Genomic DNA, 21,834 nt, shown 5'->3' on the forward strand with positions numbered 1-21,834 from the left:
GAGGCCCGCCGCGCAAGCGCGGGGCGGGCCTCGGTCGTCCGTCGTGTCAGCCTCGGTACACCGACCCCTTGGGGAGGTAGTCGATCAATCCCGCCGAGAGGCGGTGGACGGTGGGCCAGGAGCCGCCGCCGAGCTTCTCGAGCGCGGCGCGGGAGGTGACGTGACGCCACCTGCCGTTCTGCGCGAAGTACACGGCGTTCTGTCCCACGCCCTGCACGTAGACCCGCGCGAGCGGCGCGGCCGTCGACTTCCGCAGGATGCCGCAGAGCGTCGCGTCGAACACGGTGATCTTGAAGCCCTTCACCGCCGCGCTCTTCACGGGATACAGCGTTCCCTGCGACGGCAGGTACACGGTGCTCCCGCACTTCACGAACTGGGAAAGAGTGCCGCCGGCACGGTAAGGAGCGACGTCCACCTTGGGAACACGCTCATCGCGGAGACGCGCGATCCCGAGCTCCGGCTGATACAGCCAGGTCGGCAGATAGATGAGCCGCCGATCCCAGGTCGGCAGGTATGTCCGAGTCGAGCCCGCCGGCTCGACGAAACGTCCCGGTGCCCACCGGACGACTCCCTTCGTGAGCTTCGAGTACGCCCCCGCGGGCATGACCGCCGCGTAAGGAGCGCTGCCACCGTTCAGAGTCGCCGCATTGGCTTCGTTGTAGATCGGCAGATAAGACGAGCCGGCGAGCAGCAGGATCCGTCCTGTCGTCGTCTGACGGGCGTACTTCGTGAGCGCGGGTCCGGACGGGAACCTGCCGTACTCCGCGGGCGCGAGGTACGTCTCGGCGTGGCATGCGCTCCCCCACAGCTTCACCTGATCGCAGGAGCTGAACTTGTGGCGCTGCGAGCGCGTGCCCTGCAGCAGCGAGACCTCGCCGCTCGAGCTGTTGCGGATGTACAGCGAGGCCTCCCCGCCGTTCGGCAGGGCGTTCGCGGCGGCCGCGGTGACGGCCTTCGGCGCACCGAAGACCCTCTGGTACGTCGAGAGCGTGGCCTTGGTGATGTGGACCTTCTTGCCGCCGGTCACGAGGTACACGTGCGGCTCGGCCTTGATCATGGTGCCGTTCGCGATGCCGGATCCGCCCGAGGACGTCCCGCCGCCGGTCGATCCGAACCAGGCGCGGAAGTAGTTGTAGAAGTTGCGGTTGCCGTACGACGAGCACGAGTCGCCCGTGCCCGTGCCGGCCGCCAGGGCCGCGCGGTTGGGCTGGTAGGGCGTGTAGTAGTACAGGTCGGCCGTGGCCTGATTGTGCACGTAGACGCCCGACGAGCCGCACGACGAATTCGGGTGGTAGCGGATGCTGCGCGTCCCGCCGGGCTTGTACCAGTTGAAGTACGAGTCCTTGCCGTAGATGTTCAACTGGCGGGCGGCGCCGTACACCTGATTGAAGAAGCCGTAGTAGGTCTTGTCGCAGTCGGCCGTGTCGGGGCACCCCATGCCCATGGCGATCGTGAAGCGCCAGTCGCTCGGCCACGTGTGGGTGACGAGGCCCTGCTCCTTCTGCAGCATCACGAGCAGCACGCGCGGGTTGATGCCGCACGCCTGGGCGACCTTGTAGATGATGCGCGCGGCGCTCTCGCGGCTGCCGCCCGTGTACTGCGAGCAGTAGCTGTCGCCCCGGCGCGTGGGGGTGGTCTCGATGTAGTTCTCGAGGCAGGTGTAGCCCTTCTGGCACGTGGCGACCTTACCGGCGATGAAGGACGCGATCTGCGACGCGGTCATCGAGCCCTTGGCGGTGAAGACCGAGTTGCTGATGATGTTTCCGGCAGAGAAGCCGACGACCGCCGCGGCGGGCACGATCGCCTCGACGGGGCTCGCGAGCTGGAAGCGCGCGGAGGATGCGCCGTCGCCGGATCCCGACGACGCCCCGGACGCGGGATAGGGGACGTTGCCGGGGTCGGCCGCGTCGACCGTCTCGTCGCCCGCGGCGTCCTTCTCCTGCAGCGGGCTCTCCGCAGCGACCTCGGACAGATCCGGGCGCTCTACCTTCGCCACCGGCGGCGGCGCGTACGTCGTCTGCGGGTCCGGCGCGTCGTCGGCGGCGGGCGCCTCCGTCGTGGGCGCCTGCGGAGCGTCCTGGGCGGGCGGGGCCGGCGTCGGGGTCCCCGTCGCGGCGGGCTCGGGAGCCGCCGTGGCGGTCGCGGCCGGCGACGGCGTCGGGGCCGACACGGCGGCGGACGCGGCCTGCGCTGGCAGGAGACCGGCGACCAGCGCCAGGCTCGCGCCGAGGACGACGAGGGTGCGTGCGACACGCGACGGGACGCCGCGGCGGGGCACGGCGGGACGGACGTGGGGGGCGACACGCATGTGAACAGTGTGACAGATGTGAAAGATGACGAAAAGGCCTGGTCCCATGGGGCGGCGGTGCGCGGCGTCGCGCCGCCACACCGGGCGGGCTTCCCGGTCCCCTCGTCATGGGAGGATGGACAGCGTGCCCGCGCGCGGACGACGCGGCGGGCTGACGAAAGGAGCCTTTTCGAGATGAAGCTCAGTGTCTTCGGCTGCGGATATCTCGGCGCGGTCCACGCCGCCGCCATGGCATCGCTGGGTCACGACGTGGTCGGCATCGATCCCGTCGCCGAGAAGATCGCGAAGCTGTCGGCCGGCGAGACGCCCTTCTTCGAGCCCGGCCTGCCGGAGATCCTCTCCCAGAGCCTCGCCTCGGGCCGCCTGCGCTTCACGACCGACCCGGCCGAGGCCGCGGACGCGGACGTGCACTTCATCGGCGTGGGCACCCCCCAGCGCCGGGACGGCGCCGGCGCCGACATGACGTACGTGAACCAGGCCGTCGCCGACCTGATCCCGCATCTGAAGCCCGGCGCACTCGTCGTGGGCAAGTCGACCGTCCCCGTGGGCACTGCCGCGCGTCTGGCGGAGCTCGTGAACGCCGCGGGCGCGCGTCTGGCCTGGAACCCCGAGTTCCTGCGCGAGGGCTTCGCGGTCAAGGACACCATCGAGCCCGACCGCCTGGTCTACGGCGTCGCGGACGCCTCCAAGGAGCAGGACACCACGATCCTCGACGAGGTGTACTCCAGGGCCATCGCCGCGGGCACGCCGCGCATCGTCACGGACTATGCGACCGCCGAGCTCGTGAAGGTCGCCGCGAACTCCTTCCTCGCGACCAAGATCAGCTTCATCAACGCGATGGCCGAGATCGCCGAGGTCACGGGCGCCGACGTCACGCAGCTCGCCGACGCCATCGGGCACGACGCGCGCATCGGCCGCCGCTTCCTCAACGCGGGCGTCGGATTCGGCGGCGGCTGCCTGCCCAAGGACATCCGCGCCTTCACCGCGCGCGCCGAGGAACTCGGCAAGGGCGAGTCGGTGGCGTTCCTGAAGCAGGTCGACGAGATCAACCTGCGCCGGCGCCAGCGCCTGGTCGACCTCGTGGTCGACTCGTTCGACGGTCGCGTGTTCGGCCGCCACGTCGCGGTGCTCGGCCTGGCCTTCAAGCCCGACTCGGACGACATCCGCGACTCCCCCGCGCTCGACGTGGCCGTGCGCCTCAAGGGCTTGGGCGCCGAGGTCGTCTCGCACGACCCCGAGGCCATCGAGAACGCCCGCCGCCTGCACCCGCAGCTGACCTACGCCGACTCGGTCGACGCGGCGCTCGAGGGCGCCGAGGCCGTCGTCGTGGTGACGGAATGGAAGCAGTACCGCGAGCTCGACGCGGTGGTCACGGCCGCCAAGGTCGCCCGCCCCGTCGTGTTCGACGGCCGCAACGTGCTCGACCCGGCAACCTGGCGCGGCGCCGGCTGGACCTACACCGGCATGGGGCGTTAGGACGCATCCCCCGACGAAGAAGCGCCCCGGATGATCCGGGGCGCTTCTTCGTGATCGCTCTCGTCAGGCGCTCATCGCCTCGATCGCCCGGTCGACGCCGCCGTCGAAGACGAGCTCGCCCTTGCGGATCACGACCGCGCGGTTGCACAGCTCGCGCACCATCTCCATGTCGTGGCTGACGATCACGAGGGTCTTGCCCGCGGCGATCAGCTCCTCGAACTTCGCGCGGCACTTCTCGCGGAAGGGCGCGTCGCCGACCGACAGGATCTCGTCCACCAGCAGGACGTCGACGTCCACGTGGATCGCGACCGAGAACGCCAGGCGCATGAACATGCCCGACGAGTAGTGCTTGACCTCCTGGTCGATGAACTGTCCGATCTCGGCGAATGCGACGATCTCGTGGTAGCGCTCCTCGATCTCCTTCTGCTGCATGCCCAGGATGGCCGCGTTCAGGAACACGTTCTCGCGGCCCGAGAGCTCGGGGTGGAAGCCCGCGCCGACCTCGATCAGGCCCGCGACGCGGCCGCGCGTGAGCACCTCGCCGGCGTCGGGCTGCATGACACCCGAAAGCAGCTTCAGCAGCGTGGACTTGCCCGAGCCGTTGTAGCCCAGCACCGCGATCGAATCGCCCTCGTTCACGACGAGATCCAGGCCGTTGAGCGCGTGGAACTCGGTCGAGAGCTTGCGGCCGCGCAGCGCGCTGACCACGGTGTCCTTCAGGGAGTGGGCGTGGTTGAGCAGGAACGTCTTGCGCACGCCGTCGACGATCACGCTCGGCGTGTGGATGGGGGTGGTGGCTCTCATGATGCGCCGCTCAGGTCGGATCCTCGTCGGATCACAGGTCCTGAGCGAACCTCCCCTCGAGACGACGGAACACGAACTGGCCGATCAGGATGGTCGCCAGCGAGATCAGGAACGCCCACAGTGTGAGCCACCCCAGGTCGGGGTGCAGCTCGAGTGCCTGCTCCTCGATCGCGACGCGCGAGACGGGCTCCCAGAAGGCGGTGTGGAACAGCTCGACCGCGACCGTGATCGGGTTGAGCATGTAGAGCTGCACGAGCCACGGCACGGCCGCGAACGCGTCGCGCACCATGGTCCAGAAGTACAGCACGGGCGACGCCCAGGTGACGAGCATCAGCAGCAGCTCGACGATCGGCTCCGCGTCGCGGAAGCGCACGTTCACGGCGCCGAAGAACAGGCCCGCGCCGAAGGACACCATCGCCAGGATCACGATGCCCGCGAGGAACGCGAGCACGCTCCAGATCGTGATGTGCACGATCCAGCCCATGAACAGGCAGACGATCAGCAGCAGACCCACCTGCGGCAGGAAGTGCACGAAGGCGACGAACACGGCCGACACCGAGAACAGCTGCCGCGGCAGGTACACCTTGCGCACGAGCGGCGCATTGCCGACGATCGAGCGGGTCGCGTTGCCGAACGCCTCGCTGAAGAAGTTGATGCCGATGATGCCGCTGAACAGGTATACGGGGTAGTTCGGCAGCTGGTCGCCCAGGTTCATGAAGACGCCCATGACGAGCCAGAACACCAGGAACTGCATGGCCGGCCGCACGTACGACCAGGTCCAGCCCAGCACCGAGTTGCGGTAGCGCGTGGTCACACCGGTGTGCACCAGCAGGCGCAGCAGGTAGCGCCAGCGGATGACGTCGAGCAGCCCGCGGCTCGTGCCCGGCTTCTCGAACGCCGACCGCGGGACGTTCGCGAACAGGTCGGGCGCGGACAGTTCGGGTTCACTCGGCACGAGAAGCAATCCTAGGACAGCGGGTCGGGCCGGAGCCTGGACGCGTCACAGGTCGGCATGCACCTGCCACACGCGCTCCGCGGCCCCCGCCCACGAGAACGCGCGGGAGCGGTCGCGGCCCAGCACCCGCAGGCGGCCCGAGTCGCCCGTGAGCGAGCCGTCGCTGAGCGCGTCGACGACCGCGTCCTCGAGCTGCACCTCGGGCACGACGATGCCGCCGTCGAGCACCACCTCGCGGTGCACATCGGAGTCGACCGCGACCACCGGCGTGCCGAGCGCCATGGCCTCGACCACCCGCCACGGCCACGCGCCGCGGGAAGAGGCGGCGACGAACACGGCCGCTGCGTCGATGACGGCGGCCCGGTCGCCGCGATCGAGCCCCGCACGGGCGTGCACGCGGTGGGCCCCCACGCCGGATGCCTCGGCGAGAGTCGAGACCGCGGGCTCCTCGCCCTCGGGCACGTCGATCACCACGACGTCGAGCCCGGTCGGGGCCGCGGCGCGGAATCCCGCAGCGAGGCCGTCGGACGCGCCGGTGCCACCGGCCAGCACGAGGAACGTCGCGGGCAGCCCGAGATCGCGCCGCCGCGCGGCCGCGTCGGTCGGCGCGGCGAACCCGTCGGGCTGCGCGCCCGCGACGACGCGGATGCGCTCTCCCAGCCGCGCGTAGGTCTCGAGCCGCTCGGCCATCGCGTGGGTCGGGACGAGGAGGGCATCGGCGTGGCGCACGGCCCGCCGCAGCATGGCGCGCTCCCACATCACCGCGGCGCGCGGCAGCTCCTCGGGCGCCTCCCACGCGCGCAGGTCCCACAGCGTCACGACGGTCTGGTCGTGGTCGTTCACGCGGTCATGGCGCACGAGCGGCGCCATCAGCGTCGGCGAGTGGATCATGCCGCCGCCGACCCCCGCGACCACGCCCAGCTGCCACGCGGCCGCGGTCTCGCGGCGGCCGAGCGCCAGGCGCCGTCCCTCGTCGACCCCGGCCACGACGGGCAGTTCGCCCGCGGGCGCGATCGCCTCGACGCGACAGCCGTCCGGCGCCGTCTCGACGAGCGCCGCGGCGAGCGAACGCGACGCCATCGCGAGGTCGGGATGCGTGGGCGCGACCAGCTGGTCCAGGACGACCCGGAGTGTCACGGTCATGCCTCGAAGCGTAGCCAGTGAGCCTGACCACGTCCCGACCGCCAGGACGTTTCCCCGTGCGACCCAGCGATCGATCCGCGCGGCCGAGAACTACTGCGTGGGCTCGGGCGTCGGCGTCTCGGGATGCAGCGTGTCCGCGATCATCTGGCGGATCGACGGGAAGTCGGGTGCCTCGGGATCGACCAGCGGCGGGACCAGCTCGATCGTCGTGACCGGCTGCTCCTTCGCCTTGAGTCCCAGATCCACGAAGTACGACAGCATCGACTGCGGCAGGTCGGTCTCGACGAGGTCCTCCCCCGCGTGAGCGACGTCCTGGAAGCGCGTCAGCACCGTCGTGGGCGTGAACTGCGCGAGGATCGCCTGCTGCAGCTGACGCTGGCGCTGCATCCGGTCCCAGTCGCTCGTGGTGTAGCGCGATCGGGCGTACCACTGCGCGGTGTCGCCGTCCATGCGCTGCACGCCCGGCTCGATCCAGCCGATCGCCCACTCCTCCGCGGGCTGGCCTGGCCATGCGGGTCCGCCGCCCTTGGGCAGGCGCTCGGTCACCTCGATCTCGACGCCGCCCAGGGCGTCGACGAGGTCGGCGAAGCCGTGCATGTCGACGAACACGTAGTACGGGATCTCGATGCCGAGGATCCCCTCCGCGGCGTCCTTCGTGGCCTCGACGCCCGGTGACGAGCCGCGCGCTGTCGCGTCGGGGTAGAGCCCGGCGCCCTTGTCGTCGCGGCAGTTCTCTGCCGCGTTGCGCAGCTGGTTGATGCCGCCGTCCCAGCCGCACTCGGGATCGCCGTGGCCCTCGAACCCGTCGGGGAACAGATCCTGCATCGGACCGGGGCTGAAGGGGAAGTCGGGCAGGTCGCGCGGGATGCCGGTGATCGTCGTCGCGCCGGTATCGGCGTCGATCGAGACGACCGAGATGCTGTCGAATCGCATCGAGTCGCGGCCGTCGCCGCTGTCGGCGCCGAGCAGCAGGATGTTGTAGAAGCCGTCGCTGGGCGGGACCGGCGCGGCGCTCTGGCCGAAGATCGAGCCGAGCGCGTCGCGCGCTGCTCCCACGGAGCCCGCCGCGTACGCGGCCGTGCCCCCGGAGACCGCCATGAGCAGGATCGAGAGCACCGCGATGCCGTAGCGCGCGGGCGTCCGCGTCTTCACGAGGCGCACGAGACGGAGCGTGTCGATGCCGAGCACGATCCACAGCACGCCGTAGCCCGCGACGGCGACCTGGGCGATCGTCAGCAGGATCGGCCCGATCACCGGGGCGAAGAGCACGGACGTCAGGCCCGAGCGCCACAGCATCATGCCGAGGCCCAGGATGATCGCGGCGATCCAGGCCGTGAGCGTCGCACCGAGGCCGAAGCGGCCGAGCCGACGGCTCCCGGCGAGGACCTGCGCGGATCCGGGGATCAGCCACCCGAGGATCACAAGCCACCAGGCGCGCCGCGTCATCACGTCCTGCGAGCCGGAGTCCGGATGCCGCATCGGGCGCTGCTCGACCAGCGCGCGCCCCTGCGGCGCGCGGGGATCGCGGGCGGTCGCGTACGACCCCGCACCCACTGCGGTCACAGATCGCCCCTCGTCGAGGCCGCCGCGCTCACAGGGACTCCTTCAGCCGGGCGTTCTTCTGCTCGACCTGACGCTCGAGGTCGCGCGCGAAGTCCTCCATCCGGTCGGCGATGCCAGGATCGGCGGCGCCCAGGATGCGCGCCGCGAGGAGCCCCGCGTTGCGGGCCCCGTCGATCGAGACGGTCGCGACCGGGATGCCGGCCGGCATCTGCACGATCGATAGCAGAGAGTCGAGGCCGTCGAGGCTCTTCAGCTTCACGGGCACGCCGATGACGGGCAGCGGGGTCATCGACGCGAGCATGCCCGGCAGATGGGCGGCGCCGCCCGCGCCCGCGATGATGACGCGCAGGCCGCGGCCGCGCGCCTCCCGCGCGTAGCGCATCAGCTTGTCGGGGGTGCGGTGCGCCGAGACCACCTCGACCTCGTGCGCGATGCCGAACTCGGTCAGCGCGGCGGAGGCGTCGACCATGACACGCCAGTCGGAGTCGGATCCCATCACCACGCCGACCAGCGGGGTGTCCGAGTCGAGGGCATCGGTCGTGTTCAGCACGCGTTACAGGGTAGGCGCGCAGGCTGGGGTTTCCCGGGTGCGACATTCATTCTTGGCCGCGCGCAATCGATCGCTCGACCGACGCTCCGCGCCGGCACTCGCGATCGATGGACGTCGCTTCGCTCCGTCCGGCCCGCTGGTTGGCCGCTTCGCGGCACGGTCGCTCCGCTCCCACACGGCGCGTACATGTCGCCGACGCTCCGCGCCGAGCGCTCCGCGCGTCAGGCGAAGAAGCCGGCGGCGGCGCGCGCCTCGTACACGACGTCCTCCAGGTCGTCGCCGACCGCGTTGACGTGCCCGACCTTGCGACCCGGGCGCGGGTCCTTGCCGTATGTGTGGACCTTGGCCGTCGGGTGCTCCGCCATGGCGTCCGCGAACCGGTCGGTGAGGCCGGCGTCGGCGGGCCCGCCGAGGATGTTCACCATCACGGACCACTCCGCCAAGGGGTCCGGGGCTCCCAGCGGGAGATCCAGCACGGCGCGCAGGTGCTGTTCGAACTGGCTGGTGACGGCGCCGTCCTGCGTCCAATGGCCGCTGTTGTGGGGACGCATGGCGAGCTCGTTCACGAGGATCCGCTCATCCGCGGTCTCGAACAGCTCGACCGCGAGCATGCCGGTCACGCCCAGGCCCTCGGCGATCGAGACGCCGAGCCGCGCGGCGACCTCCATGAGCTTCTCGCCGGCGCGCGGCGCGGGCGCGATCACCTCGGCGCACACGCCGTCGCGCTGCACGGTCTCGGCGACGGGGTACGCCACGACCTCCCCGCTCGGCCGGCGCGCGACCTGCTGCGCCAGCTCGCGCGTGAAGGGGACGAGCTCCTCGACGAGCAGCGGGCCGTCCCACGACGCGAACCAGTCGGCCGCCTCGGCCGCGTCGGACACCACGCGCACGCCCTTGCCGTCGTAGCCGCCGCGCGGCGTCTTCACGACCGCGCGACCGCCGTGGTCGTCGAGGAACGCGCGCAGATCCGTCTCGTCGGCGACGGCGGCCCAGTCGGGCTGCGGCGCGCCGAGCTCGGCCAGGCGGGCGCGCATCACGAGCTTGTCCTGCGCGAACCGCAGCGCGTCGGGGCCGGGGTGGACGGCGACGCCCGCCTCGACGAGCGCGCGCAGCACCGGCTGCGGGACGTGCTCGTGGTCGAACGTCACGACATCCACTTCGCGCGCGAACGCCAGGACCGTGTCGACGTCCCGGTAGTCGCCGACCGCGGTCGCCGCGAGCGCGGCGGCCATGCCGTCGCTCTCCGCCAGCACCCGGATCCCGACCCCGAGCTCGACCGCCGGAGCGATCATCATCCGAGCCAGCTGTCCGCCCCCGACCACACCCACAGTCATCCCCATGCGGAAGATTGTCTCAGAGCGCGGGCTGAACCCCGATTGCGAGCGCAGCGAGTGGAGCGAAGCGACTGCCGCCCATCTCGATGAGGCGACGCCCGTCGTGGATGGAGCTTCAGCGACAGCCATCGAACGCGAGCGCCGGCCCGCAGGGTCGGTCGAGCGTTCGAGGACGCGCCACGAGCTACTCGGAAAGAACTCGCTCCACGCTCGCTTCGCTCGCAAGGGTCGGACCCCGGATGTCTTTCCCCTACTGGCCGATCCCCTGGCTGTCCCGGTGGGCCAGGATCTGGTTCATTTCCACCTGGTCGGCCAGCACCTCTCCCACGAGCGCCGCGCTCGGCACGTCGCGCAGCTCGAGCTGCGCCTCCACGCCGTCCGACAGCGTGAGCGTGCCGGTCCCGCGCATCCGCTGCAGCACCGAGCGGCGCGTCGCGACCGTGTAGCCGCGGGCGTGCGACAGCTCGGTGCGCGAGCGGGCCAGCATGCCGCGACGGCTGATCACCCGGCGGGTGGTGATCGTGTGCGTGCGCGAGAGCCATGCGAGGTACGGCAGGACCACGCCGAGCAGGATCAGGGCGCCCGCCGCGGCCAGCAGCATCCAGTCCTCGAACGGTGCGGGCAGGTTGCCGTAGAAGTACCCGGTCGCGCCGGCGACGGCGATCAGCAGCAGCGCGCACCACGCGAGCCGTCCGGCGTGCCCGCGCAACGTCGCGATCACGAGCTCGGGCGCGCGCGTCCCCGGCGGCGGCGTCGCGAGGCGCGCGGCGGGGGTCGGGTGGCTCATACCTCTCATTGTGCCCAGGGCGTCCGACATCCCCGCGCCCTGACACGCAGAACCGGCCGCGTCGTCAGCGCACGTGCACGACGTCGCCGGCCGAGATGGCGCGCCCGGCGACGACGAGCCGCCCGTCGGCGTCCAGGTCGGTCGCGGTGCCGCGCAGCGCCGACCCGTCCGGCAGCGACACGGTCACGTCGCGGCCGAGCGTGAGGCACAGCGCCCGCACGGTGTCGCGCACGGCGCCGGGTCCGTCCGCGAGCGTCCCCAGCAGCCGGTCGAGGTCGCCGAGGTAGTCGGCCAGCAGCGCGTCCTCGTCGCACGAGGCGCCGAGCGCCGCGAAGGACGTCGCGGTCGGCACCGGCAGGGCCTCGGCCCGCATCGCCGTGTTGATGCCCGATCCGATCACGACCGCCTCGAGGCCGGCGGTGCCCTCCGCGAGGATCCCGCAGATCTTCCGTCCGTCCACCAGCACGTCGTTCGGCCACTTCAGCCCCGTCTCGCGTCCCGGCAGCTGCGCGGCCACGGCCGCGGCCATCGCGGCGCCCGCCGCCAGCGGGATCCAGCCGCGCGACGCCGGCGGCACCTCCGGCACCCGCACCAGCACCGACACCGCGAGCGCCGAGCCGGGCGGCGCCTGCCAGACCCGGTCGAGCCGGCCGCGCCCCGCCCGCTGATCCCGCGTCACCAGCACCGTCAGGTGGGGCAGCCGCGGCTCGGCGGCCGCCGCCGCCACCAGGTCGGCGTTCGTCGACCCCGTCGCATCGACCTCGCGCCATTCGGCGGCCACGCGCCGCGCCCGCTCGAACTCCATTCCCGAAGCCTACGGCGATGCCGGCGCGGGTCCCGCGCGGCGGGAGCTGGCGACACGCGACACAGGATCGACGGTGTCGTTGTGCGCGGCCGCCAAGTCGACCGCGGATGCCGTCGCTAGGGTGGAACGCGTGACCGAACCGACTGCGCCCTCCGAGAACGTCGCGACCACCGCCGGCAGGATCGCCGATCTGCGCTCGCGCTACAACGAGGCCGTGGTCGAGGCCGAGGAGAAGGCCCGCGAGAAGCAGCACGCGAAGGGCAAGCTCACCGCGCGCGAGCGCATCGAGCTGCTGGTGGACTCCGGCAGCTTCGTCGAGTTCGACGAGTACGTGCGCCACCGCACCACGGCGTTCGGCATGGACCGCTCCCGCCCCTACGGCGACTCGGTCATCACCGGCGTCGGCACGATCCACGGCCGCACGGTCGCGGTGTACGCGCAGGACTTCACGACGTTCGGCGGATCGCTCGGCGAGGTCGCGGGCGACAAGATCATCAAGGTCATGGAGTTCGCCCTGCGCGGCGGGATGCCGATCATCGGCATCCTCGACTCGGGCGGCGCGCGCATCCAGGAGGGCGTCGTCGCGCTCGGCAAGTACGGCGAGATCTTCCGCCTCAACACCGCCGCCTCCGGCGTGATCCCCCAGATCTCCATCATCATGGGCCCCGCCGCCGGCGGCGCCGTGTACTCCCCCGCCCTCACCGACTTCGTGATCATGGTCGACAAGACCAGCCAGATGTTCGTCACCGGCCCCGACGTGATCAAGACCGTCACGGGCGAGGACGTCGGCATGGAGGAGCTCGGCGGCGCGCACACGCACAACACGCGCTCGGGCGTCGCGCACTACCTCGCGGAGGACGAGGACGACGCGCTCGACTACGCGCGGACGCTGCTCGGCTACCTGCCCGACAACAACATGTCCGAGCTGCCGATCTACGAGACCGAGTTCGAGTGGGAGACGACGGATCCGGATCGCGCGCTCGACACGATCGTCCCGGACTCGCCGAACCAGCCGTACGACATCCACGAGGTCATCTCGCACCTGGTCGACCGCGGCGACTTCCTCGAGGTGCAGCCGCTGTTCGCGCCGAACATCGTGATCGGCTTCGGCCGGGTCGAGGGCCGCACGGTCGGCATCATCGCGAACCAGCCGTCGCAGATGGCCGGCACGCTGAACATCGAGGCGGGCGAGAAGGCCGCGCGGTTCATGCGATTCTGCGACGCGTTCTCGGTGCCGATCCTGACCCTCGTGGACGTGCCCGGCTACCTCCCCGGCACCGACCAGGAGTGGACCGGCGTCATCCGCCGCGGCGCCAAGCTGCTGTACGCGTACGCCGAGGCCACCGTGCCGCTCGTGACGGTCATCCTGCGCAAGGCCTACGGCGGCGCCTACATCGTGATGGGCTCGAAGCAGCTCGGCGCGGACGTCAACCTGGCGTGGCCGACCGCCGAGATCGCCGTGATGGGGGGCCAGGGCGCCGTGAACATCCTGTACCGCGGCGAGCTCAAGCGCGCCGAGGAGGCGGGCGAGGACGTCGCGGCGGTGCGCACGCGCCTCGCGAACGAGTACACGTACAACGTCGCCTCGCCGTTCCTCGCGGCCGAGCGCGGAGAGCTGGACGGCATCATCGAGCCGTCGGCGACGCGCGTCGCGGTGGCCAAGGCGCTGCGCGCCCTGCGGGGCAAGCGCGCGGAGCAGCCGCCCAAGAAGCACGGGAACATCCCCCTCTGATGTCCGATCGGGAGATGCCGGATCCGGATGGGGTCGCGGCCGAGAGCGTCCCGCCCCGTGTCGAGGTGGTGCGGGGCACGCCGACCGAGGAGGAGCTCGCCGCGCTCCTCGCGGTCGTCGGCGAGGAGTACACGCGCGAGGCCGAGGAGGCCGTCGCGGACGACAGCCGGCCGTCCGCATGGCAGCTGACCCAGCGGTCGCTGCGCCGGCCGCTGCGGCGCGACGTGCCGTGGGGTCGCTTCGCCGGCTGAGCCGCCCGGGAACGGGGCGCGACCGGCGGAATACTGTCCCCCAAAGTACCTACAGACGCCGCTCTTGCATCTCGCCGATACTGGGTGTGGAAACGCTTGAGCGTTGGCCGACCATCCGTCCCAGGGTAGACGGATGTGATCTCGGCCCCTTGCGGACGGTTTTCGGGTAACCGTTCCGCGACCCGGTGGGGGTGGCATCGCCACCCCCACCCTTCTTTTTGTCCGCCCGCTTCGCGGGGTGGTGCAGTGAGCGCGATTGATCGATCGATCGCTCGCCCGACAGTTGTCTCTCCCGCTTCGCGAGGTAGTGCGTCGAACGTCCTCGATCGCACGCCCGACGCTACGCGCCGGGACTCGTGATCTCGCGCTGTCGCTTCGCTCCATCGAGAGAGGATGTCGCGTTTCGAGGTGGTCGGCGGCCGCTTCGCTCCACGCTCACTTCGTTCGCACAGTGGCGCAGGCCCACGAGCCCGGAGCTCTCGGATCAAGCCGGCGGATCAGGGCGCGCCGTGGCGCTGGGGTCAGGCGGAGGCGCCGGGGCGGGGGACCTCGCGCCAGAGCTGGAGGTCGTCCTCCTCCGTGAGGCCCTCGCCACCGGGCGAGCGCCCGACGATCGTGATCGCGACCTGCGGATCCGGGGCGGTGCGGATGATGATGCGCGCCGCGTCGGTCTGCCGCAGCGTGTCGGCCAGCTCGTGCCGCACGGCGTCGAGGTCCTCGGGCGCGATGTCGTCGAGACCGCCCTCATCGAACATGGTCACCGTGGCGCCGCGCAGGCGGGCGGCCTCGATGGCGTCACGCACGTCGTCGTCGAGCAGCCGCGCACCGCGCAGCTCGTCGCGCAGGCGTCCCTCCGCCAGTCGCGCCTCGGTGCGCTCCTCGTCCGTCAGCACGCCGTCCGCCGCGATCACCCGAGACAGGATGGGGCCGGCCACGGCGAGCGCGTACTGGACCCGCTGGCGCCGCTCCATGCGCCGCACGGCCTGACTCGCCTGCCAGGCCGACGTCGCCTGCTGCAGCGCCGCCAGCCGCGCCGTGTCGCGGTACGCACGGTCCGTGAACACCAGCAGCAGCTGGGCGATCGCGACCCACACGGCCGAGCCGACGAGTCCGAGCGACAGCGCGGGCAGCAGCCCGATGGTCAGCGACGAATGCAGCGCCAGGATGCCGATGCCGATCCAGGCGTGGATGGGGCGGTGCCGCGCGCACACGATCGTCAGCGCCGCGCCGACCGCACCGAGGTACCAGGTGGCGTGCGACGCCGTGCGGTCCGCCGGCGGCGTGTACGCCGTGACGAGCAGCGGGATCAGCGCGGTCCCCGCGAGCACCGCGAACGCGGCCCAGCGTGGCAGCGTGCTGCCCGCGCGCTCCCGCGGAGCACCGCCGGCCGGATCCGGATCCTCCGCGCCGAGCGGGGGGATCGGATCCTCCACGTACAGCGCCAGCAGGGTCAGCGCGAGGTACAGCGTGACGGCCAGGATCGGGAACAGCAGGTCGCCCACGCCCTCCGGCCGCACCAGGCCGCGCACGGCGAAGTACGCCGTCAGCGCGAGCGCGATCGTGTCGAAGACGCGGCGGACCCTCATGCCTGCTTCTCCCCCGCCCACGTCATCGCGACGGTCGTGCCGGTCGATCCGGACGCGATCGTGGCCTCCCCGCCGACGGCGGCCAGGCGGGCGAAGATCGACGCGCGGATGCCGAGCCGATCCGCGGGGATCGACGCCACGTCGACGCCCGGCCCCGAGTCGGACACCTCGACCCGCACGCCCCTCCCCGCGCGCGAGACCGCCACGTTCAGGCCCGCCCCCTCGGCGTGCTGCACGGCGTTCGCGATCGCCTGGGTCGCGGCGAGCACCACGGCGCGCGCCACACGTCCGGGCACGACGGCCTGCTCGTCGTCGACGTCGGAGCGCCGCACCTCGAGCGGCACGCCCAGCTCGGCGGCCGACTGCTCGATTCCCGACGCGATCCAGCCCCGCGAGACGGGCTCGTCGCTGCCCTCGGGATCGTCCGACTCCGCGTTCGCGAGACGGGTCAGGGCCTCGCGCGCCATCGACACCGCGAGCTGCCGCTCCCGGTCGGTGTGCGCGCGCTCCCCCGCGATCAGCGCCGCCAGCACGCTGTCGTGCATCAGCGCGGCGACCGCGACGCGCTCCTGCTCGCCCGCGTCGGCCGACGCCGCACGCGCGTACGACATCACGGCCTGCACGCGCGCCGCGTCCACGCCGCTCGCGAGGCTCCGCAGCACCCACCCGACCGTGACGAAGACGAGTCCCAGGATCAGGGCGACGGACACGTCGTAGCCGATGCCGCTCCAGAACTCGGGCGCGAATCCGCCCTCGACGAGCCGCACGACCGCGTACAGCACCGATGTGCCGATGGCCCACGCGAACTGCCACCCGAGGGGGAAGGCGATCATGGCCGCCACCGCGGCGAGATTGATGAGGTAGAACGTCCAGGGCTGCGCCGAGGGATCCGGCCGGGTGCCCGCCGTCACGAGGGGCCAGACCATCAGGGCGAGCGGGTACACGATCGCGAACACGGCGGACGCCGCCCGTGCCCCGCGGCCGAGGAGGCACAGCACCGTCATCACCGCAAGGCTCAGGAACACCACCGCGTGCAGCACGGCGTGCGGCACCCCGATGTCGTAGAGGTCCCATGACGCGACGAAGCCCTGGCCGCCGATCGTGAGGCATCCGACCGCCACGACGATCTGGATGATGCGCTCCATGCGGGTCGCCGTGTACCGACCGGCCGTCTCGACCGTGCGTCCCGACGGAGGAAGCGTGCCCCACGCGGCGTCGATGACGCTCTGGGCCGTCACCGCGTCCTGCGACGTCACCGCGTCAGTCCTCCGCGGAGTCGTCGACGATGCCGTCCTCCATCGCGCGGCGCAGCAGGTCCACCTTCGTAGGCGCGGGACGGCCCACCTCGATGTACTTCATCCGCACGCGCGTGATGTTCTCCTTGGCGGTCGAGTAGGCCACTCCGAGCCGATCGGCGACGATCTTGAGCGGCAGCCCCGCCGCATACAGCCGCAGCACCTCGCGCTCGCGCGCGGACAGCTGCGCGTCGGCGAAGGCGCGGTCGCCCTCGACCGCGCTGGCCCACTCGACGTTGTTGAGCGGCTCGCCGCGCGCCGCGGTGCGGACGGCGCCCAGCACGTCGTCGAGCGGCGAGGCCTTGCTCACGACACCCACGGCGCCCGCGGCGAGCGCCTCGCGGACGGCGGCCGGGCGGTCGGCGACCGAGTGGATGATGACGGCGGACTCCCCTGCCAGGGCCACGACGTTCTCGGTCACGGTGGTGCCGTCGCCGAGAGTCAGATCCAGCAGGACGACATCGGCGGGCGGCGCGCCGGCCTGCCGGCGCCACGCCCGGTACTCGGCGACGCTCGCACCCGCGAAGACGACCTCCTCGCCGTCGCGCTCGAGCGCGGCGACGAGTCCGAGGCGCACGGACTCGTGGTCGTCGATGAGGGCCACACGGGTCATGGGCCGAGCCTATCGGTCACCGGGATCCCGCCACGGGCGGGCGACACCCACGACACGCCGAGTCGCGCGATCGCACGGTCCCAGCCGATGACCAGCGCGCCGATCGCCACCACCGCGAGGATCATCGGCAGCAGCGAGACCAGCACCCCCAGCCAGTTCTCGTGCACGGGCTGCATGAACGGGTACGGGATCCGGTTCGCGACCTCGGGGAGCCAGATCGCGCGCAGGATCGTGATCACCCCGTACGCGAGCGGGTACAGCGGCCACCACAGCAGGTCGCGCCAGATCGTCTGTCCGCGCGGTCCGAACAGAAGCCAGTCGAGCAGGATGGCCACGGGCAGGACGTAGTGCGCGATGAGGAGCGCGATGCCCTGCAGCGCAGCCGCCGGATCCGGCACGAACACCGCGTCGAACGGGTTCGCCCAGTTCTCCAGCATGCTGTGGGCGATGACGCCGATGAACACCATCCACGTCACGATCGCCCCGCGCAGGCGCGGCGCCGGCAGATCCGGCGAGCGGCGCACCCACATGGTCCACACACCCACCACCAGATACCCGAGCAGGATCGCGTTCGTGACCGTGGTGAGGTAGGTCACCGAGTGCGAGCCGACCATGAAGCCGTACACCGAGCACAGGATCAGCAGCAGGCGGTACCAGAGCTGGGGCGCCGCCAGAAGTCGTCTCACGGCCCGATGATAGTCGTGCGGCACGGATGTCAGCGCGCGAGCACGGCGACCGCCTCCACGTGGTGGGAGTTCGGGAACAGGTCGTACGCCTCGATGCTCTGCAGCTCGTATCCGGCGCCCCGGAAGTAGCCCACATCGCGTGCCAGGGCGACGGGGTCGCACGCCACGTACGCGATGCGCGAGGAGCCCAGGTCGGCGATGCCCTCGACGACCTCGCGCCCGGCGCCGGAGCGGGGCGGATCGAGCAGGGTCACGCCGCGCGTGAGCATCTCGCGATCGAACATGCTCGCCTGGTTCGACAGGCGCGAGAGGAACCGGTCGACGCGGGCGGTGACGGCCTCGGCGCCGAACTCCTCGAGGTTCTTCTCGGCGTGCGCCGTCGCGCGGGACTCCGACTCGACCGTGGTGATCCGCGCGTGACCGGCCAGGTCGCCGAGCGCCGCCGCGAACAGGCCCACGCCGCCGTACAGATCGAGGTGCCAGGCATCGCTCGAGAGCTCGCCGAGCGCGTCGCGCACGGCGCGGTCCAGGGTCGCGGCGGCGGCGCGGTGCACCTGCCAGAACCCACCCGCGTCGACCAGGAACTCGCGTTCGCCCACGCGTTCGGTCACGGTCTCCGGCTCGGCGCGCTCCGGCTTCGGCGCGAACCGGCGGCGCCGGTCGCCCGTCCGCGCGGGGCGGCGGATCGAGCGCACGCGGCCGTCCTCGGGCTGCACCAGGTCGATCCGACCCTCGGGCGCGCTGCGCAGCGCGAGCGCGACCTCCTCGATCTCCGGAGTCGCGAGCGGATGGGAGTCGACGGGGATGACGGTGTGACTGCGAGCGCCGTACGGGCCGATGCGACCCTCGGGATCGACGTGCAGGCTCACACGCGTGCGGTAGTGCGTGCCGTCCGCGGTGCCGCGGACCGCGGCGTGATCGGCGCCGAGGACCTCCTCGGGCCCGCGCACCGCGACGTCGATCGCGGTGTCCGCGAAGCGCTCGAACGCCTCTCGCAGCACCTGCGCCTTGAGCGCCCGCTGGCGCGGGAGGGCGATGTGACCGAAGTCGACGCCGCCGGGGCGGCCCTCGGGCGCGACGGAGATGTCGGCCTGCGCCCACACGTGCGCGCGCCGGTCGGGGGATGCGTCGAGCACCTCGAGCGCCTCCGCGCGCGCGAACGACTTCTTCACGTCCGTGACCCGCGCCCGGATCCGCTCGCCCGGCAGGGCGTCGGGCACGAACACCACGAGCCCCTCGTGGCGCGCGACGAAGACGCCCCCGTGGGCGATCCCGGTCACATCCAGCTCTACGACTTCCCCGCTCTGCATCCTCCTATTGTCCCGCACGTCGTCTCGCACGCCGCCTGCCGCATCCGCGGCACGCTCGCTTCGCTCGCAGGCGCCGGCTCGGGGCCGGTGACGGGCCAGTACCTTGTTCCTATGCAGGTCTGCCTCGCGTCGACGTCCCCCGCCCGCCTGATGCTGCTGCGGCAGGCCGGGATCGAGCCGGTCACGCTGGCGCCGGCGGTGGACGAGGAGGCCGTCATCGCGGAGACCGAGGCTCAGGAGAGGCGGATCCTGCCCCCGGCCGAGCACGTGCTGCTGCTCGCGCGACTCAAGGCCGCGGACGTCGCGCGGCGCGTGCGCGACGAGCACCCGGGGTTCGACGGCGTCGTCATCGGCGGCGACTCGATGTTCGAGCTCGACGGCACCGTCTACGGCAAGCCGCACACGCCCGAGGCCGCGACGGAGCGCTGGCGCGGCATGCGCGGGCGCACGGGCGTGCTGCACTCGGGGCACAGCGTGTTCCGCGTCGCGGCGGAGGGGGATCCGGTGGAGGCGCACGCCGTGGCCGAGGCCGCGGTGACGTTCGCCGCGGACGTGGACGACGCCGAGATCGCGGCCTACGTCGGGACAGGCGAGCCGCTGCACGTGGCGGGCGCGTTCACGGTCGACAGCCTGGGCGGCGCGTTCATCGAGCGCGTGGAGGGCGACCCCTCCACCGTGGTCGGGATGTCCCTGTCGACCGTGCGCCGGCTCGTGCGCGGACTCGGCGTGTCCTGGACGGACCTCTGGCGCGACGCCGCGTGAGGCTGCCACCACGACGCGCGGTCGTAGGCGATCCGACACGTTTCGAGGGTTTTCTTGTCGAGGGTGCTCAAAGACCGCGGCACGTGCGTGGGTAGGCTCGAATCCATGCCTGCCATCGCCAAGGTGCTCATCGCGAACCGCGGCGAGATCGCCGTCCGCATCGTCCGCGCGGCCCGCGACTCCGGGATCTCGTCCGTCGCCGTCTACGCCGACCCCGATCGCGACGCGCTGCACGCGCGGCTGGCCGACGAGGCCTACGCCCTCGACGGCGCCGCCGGCGCCGACACGTACCTGCAGATCGACAAGATCCTCTCGGTCGCGCGTCGATCCGGCGCCGACGCCGTGCACCCCGGCTACGGCTTCCTCGCCGAGAACGCCGAGTTCGCGCGCGCCGTGATCGGCGCGGGCCTGATCTGGATCGGCCCCTCGCCCGAGGCGATCGAGGCCCTCGGCGACAAGGTCACCGCGCGCCACGTGGCCGAGAAGGTCGGCGCCCCCCTCGCCCCCGGCACGCCCGGCCCGGTCGACACCGCGGATGAGGTCGTGGCATTCGCCCGCGAGGTCGGCCTGCCGATCGCGATCAAGGCCGCCTACGGCGGCGGCGGGCGCGGCCTCAAGGTCGCCCGCACGCTCGAGGAGGTGCCCGAGCAGTTCGAATCGGCCACGCGCGAGGCGATCGCGGCGTTCGGCCGCGGCGAGTGCTTCGTGGAGAAATACCTCGACAAGCCGCGTCACGTCGAGACGCAGTGCCTCGCCGACGCCGAGGGCAACGTCGTGGTCGTCTCCACGCGCGACTGCTCGCTGCAGCGGCGCCATCAGAAGCTTGTCGAGGAGGCGCCCGCGCCGTTCCTGACCGACGAGCAGAACGCGATCCTGTACGACGCGTCCAAGGCGATCCTGCGCGAGGTGGGCTACACCGGCGCGGGCACGTGCGAGTTCCTGATCGGCGCCGACGGCACGATCTCGTTCCTCGAGGTGAACACCCGCCTGCAGGTCGAGCACCCGGTCTCCGAGGAGGTCACGGGCATCGACCTCGTGCGCGAGCAGTTCCGCATCGCCGCGGGCGGCACGCTCGACTACGACGACCCGGCGCCGCAGGGCCACTCGATCGAGTTCCGCATCAACGGCGAGGACCCGGGACGCGGGTTCCTCCCCCAGCCGGGCCCGATCCACGTCTTCAAGACGTTCGGCGGTCCCGGCATCCGCCTGGACTCGGGCGTGACGGCGGGCGACGTCGTGGGCGGCGCGTTCGACTCGCTGCTGGCGAAGATCATCGTGACCGGCCGCGACCGCGCCGAGGCGCTGGAGCGCTCGCGCCGCGCGCTCGACGAGTTCGAGGTCGCGGGCCTGCCCACCGTGCTGCCGTTCCACCGCAAGGTCGTGCGCGATCCCGCCTTCACGGCGGAGGACGGCGACTTCGGCGTCTTCACGCGCTGGATCGAGACGGAGTTCGTGAACGACATCCCGGCGTGGGACGGCGAGCTCGAGGCGCCCAAGCCCGCAGAGAACCGTCACACGGTGGTCGTGGAGGTCGCCGGCAAGCGCCTGGAGGTGTCGCTGCCCGACCGGATCGCGCAGGCGCCCGGCACGCAGGGGCGCCCCGCGATCGTGCCGCCGTCGCGCCGCAGCCACGCCACCGCGGTGTCGAGCGGCGCATCGGGCGACGCCGTGAAGTCGCCCATGCAGGCGACGATCGTGAAGGTCGCCGTCGAGGAGGGTCAGTCGGTCGTCAAGGGCGACCTGGTCGTGGTGCTCGAGGCCATGAAGATGGAGCAGCCGCTCCAGGCCCACAAGGACGGCGTGATCCGCGCGATCGATGCCACCCCCGGTTCGACCGTCCCCGCCGGCCACCCGCTGCTGCAGATCAGCTGACG

The 21,834-nt window shown here is 71.9% G+C and carries 19 protein-coding genes; 5 read left to right on the plus strand and 14 right to left on the minus strand.

Annotation, left to right across the window (positions count from 1 at the left end; all coding sequences use genetic code 11):
• Window positions 1–46: 46 nt before the first annotated feature.
• Window positions 47–2,308: a LasA N-terminal domain-containing protein gene (locus tag AAD528_RS06390; RefSeq protein WP_345751214.1), complete on the minus strand. Its 2,262-nt coding sequence runs from the start codon at window positions 2,306–2,308 to the stop codon at window positions 47–49.
• 174 nt (window positions 2,309–2,482) lie between these two features.
• On the opposite strand from AAD528_RS06390, the gene AAD528_RS06395 reads away from it, so the two are divergent.
• Window positions 2,483–3,784, plus strand: coding sequence for a UDP-glucose dehydrogenase family protein (locus tag AAD528_RS06395; RefSeq protein WP_345751215.1), 1,302 nt, complete (start codon window positions 2,483–2,485; stop codon window positions 3,782–3,784).
• A gap of 63 nt (window positions 3,785–3,847) precedes the next feature.
• Here AAD528_RS06395 and AAD528_RS06400 read toward each other — a convergent pair whose 3' ends face one another.
• The 8 genes from AAD528_RS06400 to AAD528_RS06435 all read right to left on the minus strand — a co-directional run bounded on the left by AAD528_RS06400 (window position 3,848) and on the right by AAD528_RS06435 (window position 11,725).
• Window positions 3,848–4,588, minus strand: a complete 741-nt coding sequence (locus AAD528_RS06400) for an ABC transporter ATP-binding protein (RefSeq protein ID WP_345751216.1) — start codon at window positions 4,586–4,588, stop codon at window positions 3,848–3,850.
• 31 nt (window positions 4,589–4,619) lie between these two features.
• Window positions 4,620–5,543: an ABC transporter permease gene (locus AAD528_RS06405; protein ID WP_345751217.1), complete on the minus strand. Its 924-nt coding sequence runs from the start codon at window positions 5,541–5,543 to the stop codon at window positions 4,620–4,622.
• Between the two features lie 45 nt (window positions 5,544–5,588).
• A complete protein-coding gene (locus AAD528_RS06410; RefSeq protein WP_345751218.1) occupies window positions 5,589–6,686 on the minus strand; it encodes a glycosyltransferase in 1,098 nt (365 codons plus the stop codon).
• 90 nt (window positions 6,687–6,776) lie between these two features.
• Complete coding sequence (locus AAD528_RS06415; protein WP_345751265.1) at window positions 6,777–8,165, minus strand: LCP family glycopolymer transferase; 1,389 nt, start codon at window positions 8,163–8,165, stop codon at window positions 6,777–6,779.
• A 112-nt stretch (window positions 8,166–8,277) separates the two neighbouring features.
• Window positions 8,278–8,745, minus strand: coding sequence for a 5-(carboxyamino)imidazole ribonucleotide mutase (purE, locus tag AAD528_RS06420; protein WP_345751266.1), 468 nt, complete (start codon window positions 8,743–8,745; stop codon window positions 8,278–8,280).
• 275 nt (window positions 8,746–9,020) lie between these two features.
• Complete coding sequence (locus AAD528_RS06425; protein ID WP_345751219.1) at window positions 9,021–10,139, minus strand: 5-(carboxyamino)imidazole ribonucleotide synthase; 1,119 nt, start codon at window positions 10,137–10,139, stop codon at window positions 9,021–9,023.
• A gap of 244 nt (window positions 10,140–10,383) precedes the next feature.
• On the minus strand, window positions 10,384–10,920 hold the full coding sequence (locus AAD528_RS06430) for a PH domain-containing protein (RefSeq protein ID WP_345751220.1): 537 nt from the start codon (window positions 10,918–10,920) through the stop codon (window positions 10,384–10,386).
• Between the two features lie 64 nt (window positions 10,921–10,984).
• Window positions 10,985–11,725 carry a biotin--[acetyl-CoA-carboxylase] ligase gene (locus tag AAD528_RS06435; protein WP_345751221.1) on the minus strand — a complete coding sequence of 247 codons (741 nt, stop codon included), beginning with the start codon at window positions 11,723–11,725 and terminating at the stop codon, window positions 10,985–10,987.
• 130 nt (window positions 11,726–11,855) lie between these two features.
• On the opposite strand from AAD528_RS06435, the gene AAD528_RS06440 reads away from it, so the two are divergent.
• Both AAD528_RS06440 and AAD528_RS06445 read left to right on the plus strand, forming a co-directional pair.
• Complete coding sequence (locus AAD528_RS06440) at window positions 11,856–13,457, plus strand: acyl-CoA carboxylase subunit beta (RefSeq protein ID WP_345751222.1); 1,602 nt, start codon at window positions 11,856–11,858, stop codon at window positions 13,455–13,457.
• On the plus strand, window positions 13,457–13,708 hold the full coding sequence (locus AAD528_RS06445; RefSeq protein ID WP_345751223.1) for an acyl-CoA carboxylase subunit epsilon: 252 nt from the start codon (window positions 13,457–13,459) through the stop codon (window positions 13,706–13,708). The genes AAD528_RS06440 and AAD528_RS06445 overlap by 1 nt, the downstream gene beginning before the upstream one ends.
• Before the next feature lie 521 nt (window positions 13,709–14,229).
• On the opposite strand, the gene AAD528_RS06450 is transcribed toward AAD528_RS06445, so the two are convergent.
• The 5 genes from AAD528_RS06450 to AAD528_RS06470 are packed head-to-tail and all read right to left on the minus strand — an operon-like array spanning window position 14,230 to window position 19,198.
• Window positions 14,230–15,294, minus strand: coding sequence for a DUF8320 family protein (locus AAD528_RS06450; protein ID WP_345751224.1), 1,065 nt, complete (start codon window positions 15,292–15,294; stop codon window positions 14,230–14,232).
• Window positions 15,291–16,550 (minus strand): sensor histidine kinase, encoded by a 1,260-nt coding sequence (locus AAD528_RS06455; RefSeq protein WP_345751225.1) that lies wholly within the window; start codon window positions 16,548–16,550, stop codon window positions 15,291–15,293. The genes AAD528_RS06450 and AAD528_RS06455 overlap by 4 nt, the downstream gene beginning before the upstream one ends.
• Before the next feature lie 4 nt (window positions 16,551–16,554).
• Complete coding sequence (locus AAD528_RS06460) at window positions 16,555–17,202, minus strand: response regulator (protein ID WP_345751226.1); 648 nt, start codon at window positions 17,200–17,202, stop codon at window positions 16,555–16,557.
• Window positions 17,199–17,888, minus strand: a complete 690-nt coding sequence (locus AAD528_RS06465) for a Pr6Pr family membrane protein (protein ID WP_345751227.1) — start codon at window positions 17,886–17,888, stop codon at window positions 17,199–17,201. The genes AAD528_RS06460 and AAD528_RS06465 overlap by 4 nt, the downstream gene beginning before the upstream one ends.
• Before the next feature lie 29 nt (window positions 17,889–17,917).
• Window positions 17,918–19,198: a class I SAM-dependent RNA methyltransferase gene (locus tag AAD528_RS06470; protein WP_345751228.1), complete on the minus strand. Its 1,281-nt coding sequence runs from the start codon at window positions 19,196–19,198 to the stop codon at window positions 17,918–17,920.
• A gap of 111 nt (window positions 19,199–19,309) precedes the next feature.
• Here AAD528_RS06470 and AAD528_RS06475 point away from each other — a divergent pair, with 111 nt between their 5' ends.
• Both AAD528_RS06475 and AAD528_RS06480 read left to right on the plus strand, forming a co-directional pair.
• Entirely contained in the window at window positions 19,310–19,960 is a 651-nt protein-coding gene (locus AAD528_RS06475; RefSeq protein ID WP_345751267.1) for a Maf family protein, read from the plus strand.
• A gap of 105 nt (window positions 19,961–20,065) precedes the next feature.
• The gene (locus AAD528_RS06480) at window positions 20,066–21,832 is read left to right on the plus strand and encodes an acetyl/propionyl/methylcrotonyl-CoA carboxylase subunit alpha (protein ID WP_345751229.1); all 1,767 of its coding nucleotides are present in this window, start codon (window positions 20,066–20,068) and stop codon (window positions 21,830–21,832) included.
• Window positions 21,833–21,834: the final 2 nt, after the last annotated feature.

Origin of the sequence: Microbacterium rhizophilum (assembly GCF_039605615.1) — a bacterium.
Taxonomy (GTDB): Bacteria; Actinomycetota; Actinomycetes; order Actinomycetales; family Microbacteriaceae; genus Microbacterium; species Microbacterium rhizophilus.